Here is a 14,777-nt window from a genome sequence, read left to right on the forward strand (position 1 = left end):
GAACAGGAGCAAATCCACCATGCCGCGCCCGATCGGGAAAATCCGATGAAGACTTTTGCAGGACGCGTGGCCGCCATCACCGGAGCAAGCTCCGGCATCGGCCGCGCCCTGGCTCTGGAGCTGGCAGCCCGGGGTTGCAACCTTGCCCTGTGCAGCCACAGCAACCAGGACGGCCTGCAGGAGACGGCGGCACTGGCCAGGCGCCGAGGAGTCAAGGTGAGCCACAGCCAGGTTGATGTTGCCCAGCTTGGGCAAGTCCGCGATTGGGCAAGGTCGGTCGTGCGCGAGCACGGCTGCGTCAACCTGTTGATCAACAATGCCGGGGTCGCCCATGCCGGAAACGTGGCCGATACCGACTATGCCGACTACGAATGGCTGATGGGAATCAACTATTGGGGCGTGATCTACGGCAGCAAGGAGTTCCTGCCGTACATGGTTGCTTCCGGCGAAGGCCACATCGTCAACATCTCCAGCGTGTTCGGCCTGTTCGCGCCACCCGGCATGAGTGCGTACAGCTCCAGCAAGTTCGCGGTGCGCGGCTTCACCGAAGCATTGCGGCAGGAACTCGAACTTTCCGGCAGTTGCGTCAGTGCGACTTGCGTGCATCCAGGTGGTGTCAAAACCGGCATCGCCAAGGCGGCCCGCACATCCGGCAGTGCCGTCGACCCGTTGAAGGGTGTCGAGAAGCTGCTGCAGGCCAGCGCCGGGGACGCCGCCCGGGCCATTCTTGCTGGCGTGCGCCGTAATGCGCGCCGCGTATTGATCGGCGCCGATGCGCGCGCAGCCGACGGCGTGCAGCGCCTGCTGCCTGCTGCCTATCAGGGCCTGGTGACCGGTGGGCTGCGCGTCGCTGGAAGCTTCCGGCCACGTCCCCGGTGAACATTCCCGGTAGCGCATGACAAGGAAATTCGACATGAAACATCGCCGTTCCCCTATCGCCGCATCTGGACCTGCACCGAGAGTGATCATCATCGGTGCCGGCATGTCCGGCATCCTGATGGGCATCAAGCTGCGCGCGGCCGGCATCGAGAGCTTCGAGATCCTGGAGATGGGCCACAAGCTGGGGGGCACCTGGCGCGACAACACCTACCCGGGGCTGTGCTGCGATGTGCCGGCGCACACCTACGCCTATACCTTCGAGCCGAACTGGAAGTGGAAGGGGCTGTATGCCGAGGGAGCGGAGATACAGGCCTACTTCGAGCACTGCGCGGACAAGTACGGCATCACGCCGTTCGTGCGCCTCGATACCCGGGTCACCGGCGTGATCCGCGAGAACGGCGCCTGGACGGTGACGACGGCCGACGGCCGGCGGCGTCTTGCCGACGTGGTCGTCACCTGCGTCGGCGGACTGGTGCACCCGAAGACTCCCGAGATTCCCGGCCTCGACAGCTTCGCCGGAGCCACGTTCCATAGCGCGCGCTGGGATCATTCCGTGCCGCTGGAAGGCCGCCGCGTCGGCGTCATCGGCACCGGCTCCACGGCCGTGCAGATCACCAGCGCGCTGGCCGGCAAGGCCGGCCATTTCTCGCTGTTCCAGAGGACGCCGCAATGGGTGTGCCGCAACTTCGAGATGCGGCGCCCGGAATGGCTGCGCCAGCTTTATCGGCGCATGCCGTCCCTCGCGTGGGCGACGGGGCGTTTCCAGAACCTGCTGCTGGAGAACACCTTCTCGCGCGGCGTTGCCGGCAACCAGACCCTGATGCGACCGATCGAGGCCCTGTGCCGGGCAAACCTGGATCGTGTGCGCGACCCGGTGCTCAAGGCCAGCCTCACCCCGGACTATCGCGTGGGCTGCAAGCGCCTGGTGTTCTCGGACAGCTTCTACGAAGCGATCCAGCGTCCGGCCACGGAGCTGGTGACGTCTCCGATCGAGCGCATCGAGCCGCGGGGCATCGTGACCCGCGACGGTCGCCTGCACCCGCTGGACGTGCTGGTGGCGGCGACCGGTTTCCATGTCATGGACTACTTCCGCGGCATGAGCGTGATCGGCGACGAGGGGCAGAACATCGGCGAGACCTGGGCGCAGACCGGTGCGCAGGCGCATCGCACGGTGGCGGTGGCGGGCTGCACCAACTTCTTCATGGTGATCGGGCCCAACAGCCCGGTCGGCAACTTCTCGCTGACCGGTGTTTCGGAGACGCAGGTGCGCTACATCATGCAGTGCATCGCTCTGCTGCGGGATGCGAAAGCCCGCGCCCTGGTGCCCAGGGCAGAGGCGCAGCTGCGGCACAACGAGCGCCTGCGTAGAGGGATGAAGGGCACGGTCTGGACCTCCGGCTGCCGCAGCTGGTACCTCGATGCCAGCGGGCTGCCCAACGTCTATCCCTTTGTCCCTCAGCAGTTCCGCCGCGACATGAAGCGTGTGGAGCCCGAAGAGTTTTTGGTGACGCCGAGTACCTGAACTTCCCTCCTCAGCAACAGCCCGAGCCGCCGGCCACCTGGCCGGCGGCGCCGGGGCCTGCTTTCCAAACGCCATGACGATCCGACACATATCATCCGCAACCGTGTGCCTCACCCAGTACCGCTGGGGCAAGATTCCGCTGGACAAGGCCGTTGCCCAACTCGCACAGCGTGCCGACGGGAGTTTCGCCAGGCTCGAAGAAGTGGCGAGCGCCCTGTGCGTCTCGCCGCGTACGCTCAAGCGACGGCTGCGCGAGTGCGGATGGACTTATCGCGGGCTGATCGAGGACATTCGCCGCGTCCGTGGCCAGGAGTTGCTGACCAGCGGCGCAGGATCGATCGAGTCAGTGGCAGCCGCCGTCGGCTACAGCATGGCATCCGGCTTTCACAGGGCGTTCCGGCGCTGGCATAGCGTGACACCGGGTGCGTATCGACGGCAGGAGATGCAAGCCGCCAGCGGCTGCTCGTGATCCTTGCAATGTCCGCTATGGGCTGGTAGCTGCCTGCCGGGACGGACCGTCATGTGCCAGGAGCGGACGCCCAACCGCTGGAATCAAGCCGGGCCGAGTCACTCGCCGCAGTGTCCCTGAGGAGTGTCTGGTAGTAAAAAATCAATCGGATCAGTGGCCTGGGTGCATGCCCAGTGACGAAACCGCAGTGCCAGTGCAGTAATCACGCACTCGAAACGTCTTGTAGACATGCATAGCCGTCACATCCCCGCCCCATGAAACCCGCTGCCGCATCGCCCGAGCCCTCGGCCGGCAACTCTCTACCGCATCGCCAGTCGGTGGGTGCGCTGGTGCGCGAGCACGAACGCATGCTGCATGCCTTCCTGTTGTCGCGCTGCCAGGACGAGCAGGAGGCCCGGGAGGTGGCGCAGGAAGCCTATGTGCGCATGCTGAATCTTGCCGAACCCGGCGCGGTCAGCTTCATGCGCGCCTACCTCTTCAAGACTGCGTCCAACATCGCCGCCGACCGGGCGCGTCACCGCAAGGTGCGCGAGCGCCATGCCGGCGCGGTTGAAGAACCGGTGGACGAGTTGTCCCCCGAGCGCCATGTCCTGGGACAGGAAGAGATCGACATGCTGCGCCGCGCGTTGATGGAGCTGCCGCCGAAGTCGCGCCGCGCTTTCCTGCTCTACCGCCTGGAGGGTTGGACCGCCGAGGAGATCGGCCATCACCTGGGATTGCAGGCGCGCATGGTCTGGCGCCACCTGTCGCGTGCTGGCGTTTACTGTGGCCTGCGCGTGCGCGGCTATTCCGCCGAGGAATCACTGGAGATCGCCGATGGGCAAAAATGAGCGCATGCCGATCGAGCAGCAAGGTCCGGCGATCCGGGCAGCCTGGGACTGGCTGCTGCGGCTGCGCCAGCCGGACGTCGGCGAGCAGGAGATCACCGCCTGGATGGCCTGGTACGAAGCCAGCGATACGCACAAGGACGCCTACGACTACATGCAGGCACTCTATTCGCAGCTCGACCAGGCCGCCGAAGGCCCGGTGGGCCTTCCGGCCGCACTCTGGCTGGGTGATCGCGAACCGGCGCGGGCGCCCTCGCATGCGCTGCCGCTGCGTCGCCGGCGCTGGCGGGTCGCTGCGGCCGCAGCGACCATCGCGGCCTGCGCAATCGGGCTGGCACTGCAATCGCTGCCCACCGGGCGGGGGAGCGCGGCCGTCGCAAAAGCCGCACCGGGTGGCACGGAGGTCCGCGAAACCTTCCTCGCGGACGGCTCCCATGTGACGCTCGCGGCGGCCACATCGATCTCGGTGGAGCTTACCGACAAGCAACGCACGATTGTCATGCAGCAGGGGGCTGCCTATTTCACCGTTGCGCACAGCCCCGAGCGGCCCTTCATCGTCAAGACCGGAGGCCTGGACGTTCGCGCCGTCGGCACCGCCTTCAATGTCCGGCGCGCCGGGCATCGCACGGTGGTGACGGTCGTCGAGGGCGTGGTGGACGTGCAGCCTACCGGCACTGTCGCCGGCGTGCGTGCCCGCGCAGGCACCGAAGTGGCCTGGACCGACGGCGGCAGCAGTCCCGTCGTCACCGGCGTCGATCCGGCACAGGCGCTTTCCTGGCGGAGCGGCAGCCTCGACTACACCAGCGAGCCGCTGGAGTCCGTCATTGCCGACATCAACCGTTACTCCCGCAAGCGAGTATTGATCCGCGACGCAGGCGTCGGAGACATCCTGATCTGGGGCACGGTGCGTACCGACGGCGTAGAGAAATGGGTGGAAGCCCTGCCCAGCCTGTTCCCGGTGGATCTGAGCCGCGACGCAGAGGGAAACCTCGTCCTCAGCGCCCGGCGAGCCGGTGGAAATACCTGATTGCCCGGTGGAAGCCACGGATGGAGTGCAGTTGCGCAGGACCTTTCCGTCTTGGATAGCAGAGCTCGCGTGAACCACGGCGGGCTGCCAAGAGGAGTCGAACCATGCTAGGGCCTTGCAAACCGGTGCCTTCCACCGCTGGCCGGAAGATCATTCTGTGGACCGCCTGTTGTCTGGCGCTGGTGGGAGCATCCGCGGCCTGGGCGCAGCAGTCCGCGCCTGCGGCCGGCTCGATGGAGGTCGCGCAGGCCTCCCTGCTGGAGCGGCGGGTTTCGCTGGACATGAAGGCGCAGAGCGTCCACAGCGCCCTGCTGGAACTCGCCCGGATCGCCGGCGTCCAGATGCTGGTTCGAGACGGTGGGCTGCAGCAGAAGCCCATGCCTGGCCTGCGCGGTGATTTCTCGCTGCGCCAGGCGCTGACCGAAATTCTCGGCAGCAGTGGCTATACCTTCCAGCAGATCAATGAGGCCACGATCGGCATCGTGCCGCCGGCGCAAGAGCGGTCGGGCGATCCAGTCCTCGACGGACTCCTGGACCTGGCGGATGCCGGGGGTGCCGCCGGAGCAGCGGCCGGGACCACGGCGGACGACATCCTGCCAACGATTGCGCTGCCGGACAGGCCGGAGCCGGAGTCGGGCGCCGGCCCCCGACCGCGCCAGTCGAGCCCTCAACTGGAGGAGATCATCGTTACTGCCACCAAGCGGGAGCAGTCGGCGCGCGAGATTCCGGTCAGCATCGACGCGATGCTCGGCGCAGACCTGGAAAAGACCGGTGCCCGCGAGATGAGGGACTATCTCAGGGAGGTCCCTGGCATTGCCTTGCTTGAGCCCAGCGGCGACAAGCCGGCCAAGATCTCGATCCGCGGTGTCGGTCCGACCGACGGCGCCAACCAGACCACCGGAGTCCTGCTCGACGACGTGCCCCTCACCGATCCGTACGGCACCTTTCCCATCGCCGACCCGGATCCCTTCGACATGCGCACCGTGGAAATCCTGAAGGGGCCCCAGGGCACGCTGTTCGGCGCTTCCGCGCTCAACGGCGCGATCCGGTTCGTGCAGAACAAGCCGGAACTGGACCATTGGAGTGGCCGCGGCTTTGCCGAACTGCTCAGCATCCACGAAGGAGGCACGGAGCCAACCTACGGCGCGGTCTTCAATGCGCCGCTCGGCGAGACCGTCGCCTTGCGTGCCAGCGGTGTCCTGCAGCACACCCCCGGCGTGATCGACTTCAAGACTCCCGGGCATCCTGAAAAGATCGACGGCGACGACGTCGAGAAATGGATCGGTCGCTTGCTCGCGCGCTGGGACGCCACCGACGATCTGAGCCTCAACGCCTCCTACATGCAGCAGAAGCGTCATATTGACGAATCCGGCTTCACTACCAATTTCGAGGGCCGGCTCGAACGCGACAACGCCCCCACCTCCAGTCCGACGACCTTGCTGTTCAGCGTCGCCACCCTTGATGCACGCTATGACCTTGGCTGGGCCACCCTGGTATCCGAATCCAGCCGCCTGACCAAGCGCATGGACCTGCGTCTCGACGCGACATACGCTCTCGCGAACAGGGTTGCCCAATTGGGCTTGTCTCTCGCACAGGCCACGCAGGACATTGACGCCAGCGGCTATCTGCAGGAGTTCCGCCTGGTCTCCAGCGACAGCGAACCCTGGAGCTGGCTCGGTGGCGTTTATCTCAACAAGTACACCGCCGACATTGACATCGACCTGTTCGCCGCCAACACCGGAGTTCTGTCGCCGCTGCTGGCCAGCGTTCTCGGGAACAACGCCATCCTTCAGGCGGTCACCACGGAGAATGGCATCAGCATCGCCAACCAGCACTTTCACCCCCTGCGCGCCGATGACCGCGCCCTGTTCGGAGAAGTCTCGCGCACGTTCTCGGATGCCGTGACGCTGACGATAGGTGGGCGCTACTACAAGGTCCGTGTCGCCGGCGATACCACGACGCGCGGTGTCCTGAACCTCGTCACCAAGCAGCAGCTGGAGACCAACCAGTACATCGAGGTCGCGGACCATGGCTTCAGTCCGAAGCTCGCCCTGACCTGGCAGGCCGGAGAGGATGTCATGATCTACGCCAATGCCACGCGCGGGTTCCAGTACGGCGGTGTCAACATTCAGCCGGCGAACCTCAACGTGGCACCGAACACGCACCCGACGTTCAAATCCAGCGTCCTGTGGAACTATGAAATCGGCGTTCGTACGGACTGGTTCGATCGTACCTTGCGCGCTGACGTCACGCTGTTCCATATCGACTGGAAGAAACCGCAGGTATTCCAGGCCGACGACGGCGCCATCGGGATCAACGGTATCTACATCGACAACGTCGGCGCGGCACGAGGAAATGGCGTGGAAGGCACGCTGCGCTACCTGACCCCCATTCCGGGACTGAGTGTCAGGATCGGCGGCTCCTATATCGTCATGAAGAGTGCCACGGAATTTGCCACCGCGAGCGGCGACATCGTTCCCGCTGGCGCCGACATGCCGCTGGCGCCCCGCGTGCAGGCTGCCGCCGGCATCAGCTACGCCAACTCCCTGGGTCCATGGCAAGTCGGTGCCGATCTGGGCGGCCAGCATCAGGGCAAGGCCTACAACAACGTCGAGCACGACTTCAGCGTGTTCGACTACTCCATCATCAATCTGAACCTCAGCATCGCGCGCCCCGACCTGCCGTACGCACCTTCCTTTGCCCTTGTCGCGGGAAACATCACGGATCGCCGCGCGTTCACCGGCATCAATGGCACTACGCCCTCTCTGACCACGCTCATCACCGGCGGCGATCCACCGGCCACCTACAATCGCCCGCGCTCCATCGGCCTGCGCGTGACCATGGCATTCGACTAGGGGACTCTTTTCACCGGGGTTCGAAGGATGAGCACAACCGTCTTTGATCGGCGCGATGTCGATATCTCCGGCTGGCGCCTCCACGCGCGCATCCGCGGCCGGGCGGGCCCGCTACCCACCGTCGTACTGGAATCCGGCGGCGGCGGCGTCCAGTTGCCAAGCTGGCGGAGCATCGAGGAGGCGCTGGAGCCTCACACCCGGGTGTTGAGCTACGAGCGCGCGGGCATCGGTGACAGCACAGGCCCGTTGGACAGCGTGCGCCCGGAGGCCGTGGCGCAGCGCCTGGAGCGGCTGCTGCAGGCGCTTGACGTCACGGAGCCGGTCATCCTGGCCGGGCACTCCATCGGCGGTCTCTACTCGCGCTATTTCGCGACGACGCGGCCCCATCGGGTCGCGGGCCTGGTCCTGCTCGATGCGACGCCCGAGGACTTGCCGTTTCCGCGATCCATGATCCTGGCATCCGGAATCGCATTCTGGGCAGCCCATTGCCTGGCACGCATGGGAGTCCTGAAACGCTTGGGCCTGCCGCCGCACCAGATCGCTGCCATGGGGAGCCGCCGGCACGTGAAATCGGTGCTGGCGGAAATCGGCGCGCTGCGCGACATCCAGGCCGACATCGCCGGTCTCACGCCCTCGATCCCGCTGCCGACCCTGGCCATCAGTGCCGGCCTGAAGTCCGGCGGTAGTTCGCGAAGATTCGAGCAGTTCCGCCACAGTCATCATCGGCTCGCAGCCATGGGCCGCGCCCCCCACAGCCGTCACCTGCGCATCGAGGGCGCGCAGCATATGTCGATGTTGACCGAGCCTTCGCATGCGCACACGGTGGCCGCCGGGATCCTGGATTTTGCGCGGAAGATCTCGCGGCACGACACCCTCGGCTGACCGCTGTGGCGCCGAACGAAAACGAGCGGATATCAATCCAGTAGTTTCATTGATGGTGTCGTTCTGCATCTATACCTAGATTGCCGTCATGTGCAGGCTCACTGCCATGCCGATACCGGACGATGCAGGCGAGGTCGAGAGCACCGCACCCGACCTGGCTGGGCATCTCCCTTCATCCCGAACCCCAAGATCCACGCCCATGTCCGACGCCAGATCCCCAGCCCCCCTCGCGATTGCCCAGAAGCTCGATGAGCTGTTCAAGCCCTGGAATCGCAGCGACGCGCCCGGCATGACCGTTGGCATCAGGCACCAGGGCAAGTTGATCTACCGTCATGGTTTCGGCCTTGCCAGCATCGAGCATGCCGTAGCCAACACGCCCGGCATGCGTATGCGCATCGGCTCCACCAGCAAGCACTTCTGCTGCCTGGGCATCATGCTTCTGGCGGAGGATGGCAGGGTCGATATCGACAAGCCTGTAGGCCACTACCTGCCCGAGCTCGGCGCCATCTGTGGACGGCCCACACTGCTGCAGCTCATGCATCATACCGGCGGCCTGCACGATCCCGCCGCGCTCACCCTGTTCCAGTACGGTGGACAGTACCCGCAGCTCGCCCGCGGCGGACATCTGCAGTTGATGCCGCTACTGGAAGCTGTCAACTTTGCGCCCGGCAGCCGCTTCGCCTATTCGAACAGCGGCTATCACCTGCTTTCGGTCCTCATCGAACGCCTCAGCGGCCAGGAGTGGGGCGAATTCATGGATCAGCGCGTTTTCGCGCCCCTGGGCATGAGTGCAACGGCCCTGCTGCGAAGCGACCTGGATGTCTGCCCCAACATGGCCAGCCTGCATGTCCGGATGCCGGACGGCCAATGGCGGCGGGGCATCTACCCCAGCGACGAGTTGCTGGGCAGCGGCGGCATGATTTCCACCGTGGACGACATGCTGGTCTGGACGGAGCACCTGCGCAGCAAGCAGAAGAGAGTGGGTAGCGCCGCCACCTGGAGCAGGATGCTGGAGCCCCAGACTTTTCCCAACGGTAGCGGCCATTGCTATGCCCTGGGCCTGCACATCGAGAGGCACCGTGGGGTGAAGATCATCCAGCATGCCGGTGCGACCCTGGGTTCCATGCACCAGATGCTCATCGCACCCGAGCACGGTCTGGACATCATCGTCATGTGCAACCGGATGGATGCTCCCGCTCCGGCACTGGCGCTCAAGGCACTCGAGGCGGTGCTGGAGGGCGAAGGGCTGGGCCCCGAGGTGATTCCGCCTGCCGCAGCCGATCACCCCGCGCTGCAGGGTCGCTGGTACAGCCGCGCGTCGAAGACGCTGGTCGAGATCACGGCGTACAGGGCCCACCCCGACCGCCCGGAGTGTCTGGCGCTGTCCACGTTCAACCAGCTCGTTGGCGTGCTGCGAAGGGCCGACATGGGTCTGGCCCAGCCCGATGGGCCATTCAGCACACTGGAAATTCGACAACCGCCGGAGGGCAGCATCCCCCCCGCGACCATCGATGTCCATATCTGCGGCGAGCCGGAGTGTTTCGAGCACCTGCCCGATGTACCACCCGCGGCCGAGTCGTTGTCAGCCGAACTCTGCGGGCGCTACCGCCAGCCGGGCTATCCGAAGGAAATGGAAATCGCCCTGCGCGACGGCAAGCTGGTGCTGGACCTGCTGCCTCTTCATGGCTATGGCTACTGGGAGCTTCAACCCTACTCCCGGGAGGTTCTCGGCTGCGGCCTCTTCCACTCCGAACCGCAGGACCCGCTTCCCAGGAAGGCGATGCTGGTGGTCCAGCGTCAGGACGACAAGGTTACCGGCCTGCTGCTGAGCTTCGATCGCCTGCGCGGCGTGCCGTTCGCGCGTGTGCAAGGACATCGGGAATGAGGATTTTTGCCGCGTCACTGGCCACCGAGACCAATACCGCTGCCGTAGCCCCGACGGGTCGGGCTGACTACGAGGCCTTCGGTGTCTACCATGGGAACGCGGGCGTCAGTGCCGCCGATGGCGTCGGCGTGGCTCATGCCGAACTGCACCGCCTGGCCGCCGCCGCCGGCGACACGGTCGTGGAGAGTCTGGTGGCCTTCGCGCAGCCCTCCGGCCCCACCTTGCGCGCGGTATACGAAGAATACCGCCAGTGCATACTGGACGACCTGAAAGCGGCAGGGCCCGTCGATGCAGTGCTGCTGACCCTGCACGGCGCGATGGTGGCACAGGGCTACGATGACTGCGAGGGAGACCTGATCGATCGGGTCCGCAGCATCGTCGGACCGCAGGTTCCGATCGGCGTGGAACTGGACCTGCATTGCCACTTCACCGAGAGGATGCGTGCGAACGCCGACATCATCATCGCGTTCAAGGAGTATCCGCACACCGACAGCCTTGATCGGCTGCGCGAACTCCATGCTTTGCTGAAGCGGCAGGTGGCTGGCACCATCCGGCCCGTCATGGCAGTGCATGACTGCCGCATGATCGGGCTCTGGCACACCACGCGCGACCCCATGATCTCCTTCGTGCAGCGCATGAAGTCCCTGGAAGGAAAGGACGGCGTTCTTTCGGTGTCGCTCGGCCATGGCTTTCCCTGGGGAGACGTGCCCGACTGCGGGGCAAAGCTGTGGGTCGTGACCGACAATGACCTGCCCAGGGCCGAGGCGCTTGCGCATCAACTGGGACGCGAGTTCTGGGACCTGCGCTCGCAAACCTACGATCCACCGCTCTCCATCGAAGCGGCACTGGATGAAGCCGCGGGCGCCGGACAAGGGCCTTGCGTGCTGGCCGACGTGGGCGACAACGCCGGCGGCGGGGCGATGAGTGACAGCACCTTCGTGCTGAAAGCCATGATCGACAGAGGCATTGGCGACGCCGCGATCGGTTGCTTCTGGGACCTCGGTGCCGTGGCACTCTGCCAGAGCGCTGGCGTGGGAGCCGATTTCCTGCTGCGGATCGGCGGGAAGTGCGGACCGATGTCAGGAGATCCCGTGGACTTGCGGGTCACCGTTCGCGCGATCGTGGAAAACCATGGCCAGCGCGGACTGGAAGGGCACTCTGCGCTCGGAACCGGCGTCTGGGTCCGGAGCGACAAGGGCATCGACATTGTTCTCGTCACCCGGCGGGCGCAGGTATTCAGCCGCGATGCCTTCGAAGGCCTGGGCATCGATCTGCGGGAAAAACGGCTGATCGTGGTCAAGTCTGCCCAGCACTTCTACACCTCGTTCGCGCCGGTGGCCCGGAGGATTCTCTACGTGGGCTCGCCTGGATCGACCTCGCAGCACTTCGCCCAGATGTCGTTCACACGGCGCGACAACAACTTCTGGCCTCGGATCGACCATCCGACCTGAGGTCGAGGCAAGCCGCCAACTCGCTATGCCGTGTCTTGTCGTGTCGCAGCCCCCTCAGGGCTTCGTCGCGGCATCCACCACCAGCGGAGACACTGCCGGTGCGGGCCCGTCCTTCGGAAGCAGGCGCGAGATCTTGCTGCCGATGATCGTCAGGGCGGCAAACACGCCGAACAGGCTGGCGCCGAAGGCCTGCCTCAGCTCCTGCGGAAACATGTGCTCGCCCCGGTACGACGGTCCAAACAGGATCACCGTCACCAGCGGCGCCAGGAACAACATGATGTTGCAGTAGGTGATCCAGAAATCCGTCCGTTCGGCAGTCCCGCAGGAAGACAGGAGCAGCCGCCTGAGCGCCTTCGTCCAGAACAGGACGATCGACAGGGACATGATCAGGCTGATGGCGATCTGGAAGAGGAAGATTTTCATGGCGTCACGGCAGGTGAGTTTCGCCTGCGCAGCGAGGGCGGATTCCCGCCGCCGCGAAGGTCGCGATACTGCCGGATACTCTAGAGGGCGCTGCGGCCGCGCGGGGGGCCTCGCATTCGCCCAAAAGACACCTTCCGTCAGGCGCGCCCCCGCGACTGGCCAGGGGCGTCTTGCGGGGGCGGGGCCATTCCCGGGCAGGGGGCTTGACTAAAAATACCGACTGGTATAATTTACTCGCCATGAACAAGGCAGAACGCACCAGGCAGTTCATCGTGGAAAAGACGGCGCCCATCTTCAACGTGAAGGGCTACGCCGGAACCTCGGTGACCGACATGACCGAAGCCACGGGGCTCACCAAGGGCAGCGTCTACGGCAACTTCGCCAACAAGGAAGAAGTGGCCCTGGCCGCCTTCGAGCACAACTGGCAACGGACGCAGACGGCGGTGCGCGCGGCCATGGACAAGCGCAGGACCAGCAAGGACAAGCTGCTGGCCCTGGCGGGTGTGTACGAGAACCTGCCTGCCGACTTTCCCGAGGGCGGCTGCCCGCTGCTCAATACCGCGGTCGAGGCCGACGACACTCATCCGGCGCTGCGGGAGAAGGCCGCGGACGCTTTCCGGAGCTGGAAGAAGAGCATCGTCACGGTCATCGAGGCCGGCGTTGCCGACCGCGAGTTCCGGGCCGGCGTGGATGCGGAGCAGACCGCCGTGACGCTCATCGCCATGATCGAGGGCGCCATCATGATCTCCCGTCTCACCGGCAACGGCAGGCACCGCAGGGCCGTGATGCCGGCGCTGGAAAAGATCATCCTCGACCTGGCCTGACTTTCATTTGTCCTTGATTATACCGATCGGTATTTTTATGCAACACAGGAGAACCGCAATGAACACGCAACTGAAACGCAGGATCGCCTTCGCCCTTTCGATGGGCGTCGTGACCACGGGCATCATCTCCTTCGTCCTGCTCTCGCTCAATCTCGGTTTCTCCGACCGCTTCGCCCTGATGTGGCTGCGCTCCTGGGCCACCGCCTACGTGATCGTCATCCCCGCGATCCTGCTGATCGGGCCGCAACTGCAGGCACAGGTCGATCGCCGGGTTCACTGAACACGCATCGCGCCGCCGGACGCCCGCCATCACCGACGACGTTCAATCCCCCCATGGCCAGCAACGCTCCCAACCATAGAAGGACCCCGTCATGATCAACCCCATCGACAAAGTGATTTACACCGGCAAGACCCACACCACCGGCGGCCGCAACGGCAAGTCCCGCAGTTCGGACGACCGCCTGGCGATCGACCTCTCCGTGCCCGGCAGCAACGGCGCCGGCACCAACCCCGAGCAGCTCTTCGCCGCCGGCTGGTCGGCCTGCTTCCTGGGCGCCATCGGCAAGGCGGCACAGGCGGCCAAGCTCGCTCTCCCGGCGGATGCGGCCGTCGACGCCGAGGTGGATCTCGGCCTGGCCGGCGAGGCCTATTTCCTCGCGGCGCGCCTCAACGTCAGCCTGCCGGGCGTGGAGCGCAAGCTCGCCCGCTCCCTGGTGGATGCCGCGCACCAGATCTGCCCGTATTCCAAGGCCAGCCGCGGCAACATCGACGTCGAGATCAATCTTGTCTGAAGACCATCCTGCGGCCTGCGCCGATACGGCGGCCGCCCTCTTCCCGTTCCGGAGAACTCACATGACCCACATCCACAAAGGTACCGCCCTGATCACCGGCGCCTCGTCCGGCATCGGCGCGATCTATGCCGATCGCCTGGCGCGCGACGGCTACGACCTCATCCTGGTTGCCCGCAACTCCGAAAAGCTCCAGCACCTGGCCCGGAAGCTCTCCCGGGCCAGCGGCCGCTCGGTGGAGACGATCGCCGCCGACCTGACGCAGGCGGCAGACCTGGACCGCATCGAGTACATGCTGAAGACGGGTGCCGACATCACCCTGCTGGTCAACAACGCCGGCTTCGGCTCCACCGCGCCGCTGCTGCAGTCGGATGTCGCCGACATGGACCGCATGATCACGCTCAATGTCAGCGTGCTCATGCGGCTCGCCTACGCCGCCGCTCCGGCCTTCGCTGCGCGCGGCAGGGGCACCATCGTCAACATCGCCTCCATCGTCGCGATCGCCCCCGAGTTGCTGAACGGCGTCTACGGCGGCACCAAGGCCTTCGTCCTGGCGTTTTCGCAGTCGCTGCAGCACGAGCTCGCGAACAAGGGGGTGCGCGTCCAGGCCGTGCTGCCGGGCGCCACGGCCACCAACTTCTGGAACGTGGCGGGCACGCCGGTCGAGCAGCTGCCCGATGGCATCGTGATGAACGCCGACGACATGGTCGACGCCGCACTGGCGGGGCTGGAGCAGGGCGAGGTCGTCACCATTCCCTCGCTGCCGGACCTCCGCGACTGGAACGCCTTCGAAGCCGCCCGCAAGGCCCTGGGGCCAGGACTGTCACGCTCCGCGCCGGCAGCGCGGTATCGCAGCCAGCGCCTCGCGGCCTGAAGGCGGCGCCAGGAAGGCCCGCAGGGCCAGGTCCGGGGTTTTCGGCGACAATCCCGGCCTGGCGCCTTCGG

14 protein-coding genes are annotated in these 14,777 nt (G+C 65.6%); 13 read left to right on the forward strand and 1 reads right to left on the reverse strand.

From position 1 onward, the window contains the following. Positions 1 to 45: 45 nt before the first annotated feature. The 9 genes from D0B54_RS18300 to D0B54_RS18340 all read left to right on the forward strand — a co-directional run bounded on the left by D0B54_RS18300 (position 46) and on the right by D0B54_RS18340 (position 11,797). Positions 46 to 879, forward strand: coding sequence for an SDR family NAD(P)-dependent oxidoreductase (locus D0B54_RS18300; protein ID WP_117292878.1), 834 nt, complete (start codon positions 46 to 48; stop codon positions 877 to 879). Between the two features lie 34 nt (positions 880 to 913). Beyond that, on the forward strand, positions 914 to 2,401 hold the full coding sequence (locus D0B54_RS18305; protein ID WP_162932536.1) for a flavin-containing monooxygenase: 1,488 nt from the start codon (positions 914 to 916) through the stop codon (positions 2,399 to 2,401). Positions 2,402 to 2,474: 73 nt separating this feature from the next. Continuing rightward, positions 2,475 to 2,870, forward strand: coding sequence for a helix-turn-helix domain-containing protein (locus D0B54_RS18310; protein ID WP_117292882.1), 396 nt, complete (start codon positions 2,475 to 2,477; stop codon positions 2,868 to 2,870). 254 nt (positions 2,871 to 3,124) lie between these two features. After that, positions 3,125 to 3,700 (forward strand): RNA polymerase sigma factor, encoded by a 576-nt coding sequence (locus D0B54_RS18315; protein WP_117292884.1) that lies wholly within the window; start codon positions 3,125 to 3,127, stop codon positions 3,698 to 3,700. Then, a complete protein-coding gene (locus tag D0B54_RS18320; RefSeq protein ID WP_117292886.1) occupies positions 3,687 to 4,724 on the forward strand; it encodes a FecR family protein in 1,038 nt (345 codons plus the stop codon). The genes D0B54_RS18315 and D0B54_RS18320 overlap by 14 nt, the downstream gene beginning before the upstream one ends. A gap of 125 nt (positions 4,725 to 4,849) precedes the next feature. Further along, positions 4,850 to 7,579, forward strand: a complete 2,730-nt coding sequence (locus D0B54_RS18325) for a TonB-dependent receptor domain-containing protein (RefSeq protein ID WP_162932537.1) — start codon at positions 4,850 to 4,852, stop codon at positions 7,577 to 7,579. Positions 7,580 to 7,606: 27 nt separating this feature from the next. Beyond that, positions 7,607 to 8,461 (forward strand): alpha/beta fold hydrolase, encoded by an 855-nt coding sequence (locus tag D0B54_RS18330; protein WP_117292890.1) that lies wholly within the window; start codon positions 7,607 to 7,609, stop codon positions 8,459 to 8,461. A 199-nt stretch (positions 8,462 to 8,660) separates the two neighbouring features. After that, complete coding sequence (locus tag D0B54_RS18335) at positions 8,661 to 10,346, forward strand: serine hydrolase domain-containing protein (RefSeq protein ID WP_162932538.1); 1,686 nt, start codon at positions 8,661 to 8,663, stop codon at positions 10,344 to 10,346. After that, a complete protein-coding gene (locus D0B54_RS18340; protein WP_117292894.1) occupies positions 10,343 to 11,797 on the forward strand; it encodes a M81 family metallopeptidase in 1,455 nt (484 codons plus the stop codon). The genes D0B54_RS18335 and D0B54_RS18340 overlap by 4 nt, the downstream gene beginning before the upstream one ends. Positions 11,798 to 11,851: 54 nt before the next feature. Here the strand turns inward: D0B54_RS18340 and D0B54_RS18345 are convergent, their stop codons facing one another. Continuing rightward, the gene (locus D0B54_RS18345; protein WP_117292896.1) at positions 11,852 to 12,220 is read right to left on the reverse strand and encodes a hypothetical protein; all 369 of its coding nucleotides are present in this window, start codon (positions 12,218 to 12,220) and stop codon (positions 11,852 to 11,854) included. Between the two features lie 239 nt (positions 12,221 to 12,459). Between D0B54_RS18345 and D0B54_RS18350 the strand changes: the two genes are divergently transcribed. From D0B54_RS18350 to D0B54_RS18365, 4 genes are all read left to right on the forward strand, one after another. Continuing rightward, positions 12,460 to 13,044: a TetR/AcrR family transcriptional regulator gene (locus tag D0B54_RS18350; protein ID WP_117292899.1), complete on the forward strand. Its 585-nt coding sequence runs from the start codon at positions 12,460 to 12,462 to the stop codon at positions 13,042 to 13,044. 58 nt (positions 13,045 to 13,102) lie between these two features. Beyond that, positions 13,103 to 13,324: a DUF2798 domain-containing protein gene (locus D0B54_RS18355; RefSeq protein ID WP_117292901.1), complete on the forward strand. Its 222-nt coding sequence runs from the start codon at positions 13,103 to 13,105 to the stop codon at positions 13,322 to 13,324. Between the two features lie 91 nt (positions 13,325 to 13,415). Further along, complete coding sequence (locus D0B54_RS18360; protein ID WP_117292903.1) at positions 13,416 to 13,835, forward strand: organic hydroperoxide resistance protein; 420 nt, start codon at positions 13,416 to 13,418, stop codon at positions 13,833 to 13,835. Between the two features lie 61 nt (positions 13,836 to 13,896). Next, a complete protein-coding gene (locus D0B54_RS18365) occupies positions 13,897 to 14,706 on the forward strand; it encodes an SDR family NAD(P)-dependent oxidoreductase (RefSeq protein ID WP_117292905.1) in 810 nt (269 codons plus the stop codon). Positions 14,707 to 14,777: the final 71 nt, after the last annotated feature.

Origin of the sequence: Solimonas sp. K1W22B-7, assembly GCF_003428335.1 — a bacterium.
Taxonomy (GTDB): domain Bacteria; phylum Pseudomonadota; class Gammaproteobacteria; order Nevskiales; family Nevskiaceae; genus Solimonas_A.

Coding starts and splice junctions, on each gene's coding strand:
- D0B54_RS18300 (WP_117292878.1), top strand. CDS start 46: ATGAAGACTTTTGCAGGACGCGTGGCCGCCATCACCGGAGCAAGCTCC.
- D0B54_RS18335 (WP_162932538.1), top strand. CDS start 8,661: ATGTCCGACGCCAGATCCCCAGCCCCCCTCGCGATTGCCCAGAAGCTC.
- D0B54_RS18315 (WP_117292884.1), top strand. CDS start 3,125: ATGAAACCCGCTGCCGCATCGCCCGAGCCCTCGGCCGGCAACTCTCTA.
- D0B54_RS18350 (WP_117292899.1), top strand. CDS start 12,460: ATGAACAAGGCAGAACGCACCAGGCAGTTCATCGTGGAAAAGACGGCG.
- D0B54_RS18365 (WP_117292905.1), top strand. CDS start 13,897: ATGACCCACATCCACAAAGGTACCGCCCTGATCACCGGCGCCTCGTCC.
- D0B54_RS18340 (WP_117292894.1), top strand. CDS start 10,343: ATGAGGATTTTTGCCGCGTCACTGGCCACCGAGACCAATACCGCTGCC.
- D0B54_RS18360 (WP_117292903.1), top strand. CDS start 13,416: ATGATCAACCCCATCGACAAAGTGATTTACACCGGCAAGACCCACACC.
- D0B54_RS18305 (WP_162932536.1), top strand. CDS start 914: ATGAAACATCGCCGTTCCCCTATCGCCGCATCTGGACCTGCACCGAGA.
- D0B54_RS18310 (WP_117292882.1), top strand. CDS start 2,475: ATGACGATCCGACACATATCATCCGCAACCGTGTGCCTCACCCAGTAC.
- D0B54_RS18320 (WP_117292886.1), top strand. CDS start 3,687: ATGGGCAAAAATGAGCGCATGCCGATCGAGCAGCAAGGTCCGGCGATC.
- D0B54_RS18345 (WP_117292896.1), bottom strand. CDS start 12,220: ATGAAAATCTTCCTCTTCCAGATCGCCATCAGCCTGATCATGTCCCTG.
- D0B54_RS18355 (WP_117292901.1), top strand. CDS start 13,103: ATGAACACGCAACTGAAACGCAGGATCGCCTTCGCCCTTTCGATGGGC.
- D0B54_RS18330 (WP_117292890.1), top strand. CDS start 7,607: ATGAGCACAACCGTCTTTGATCGGCGCGATGTCGATATCTCCGGCTGG.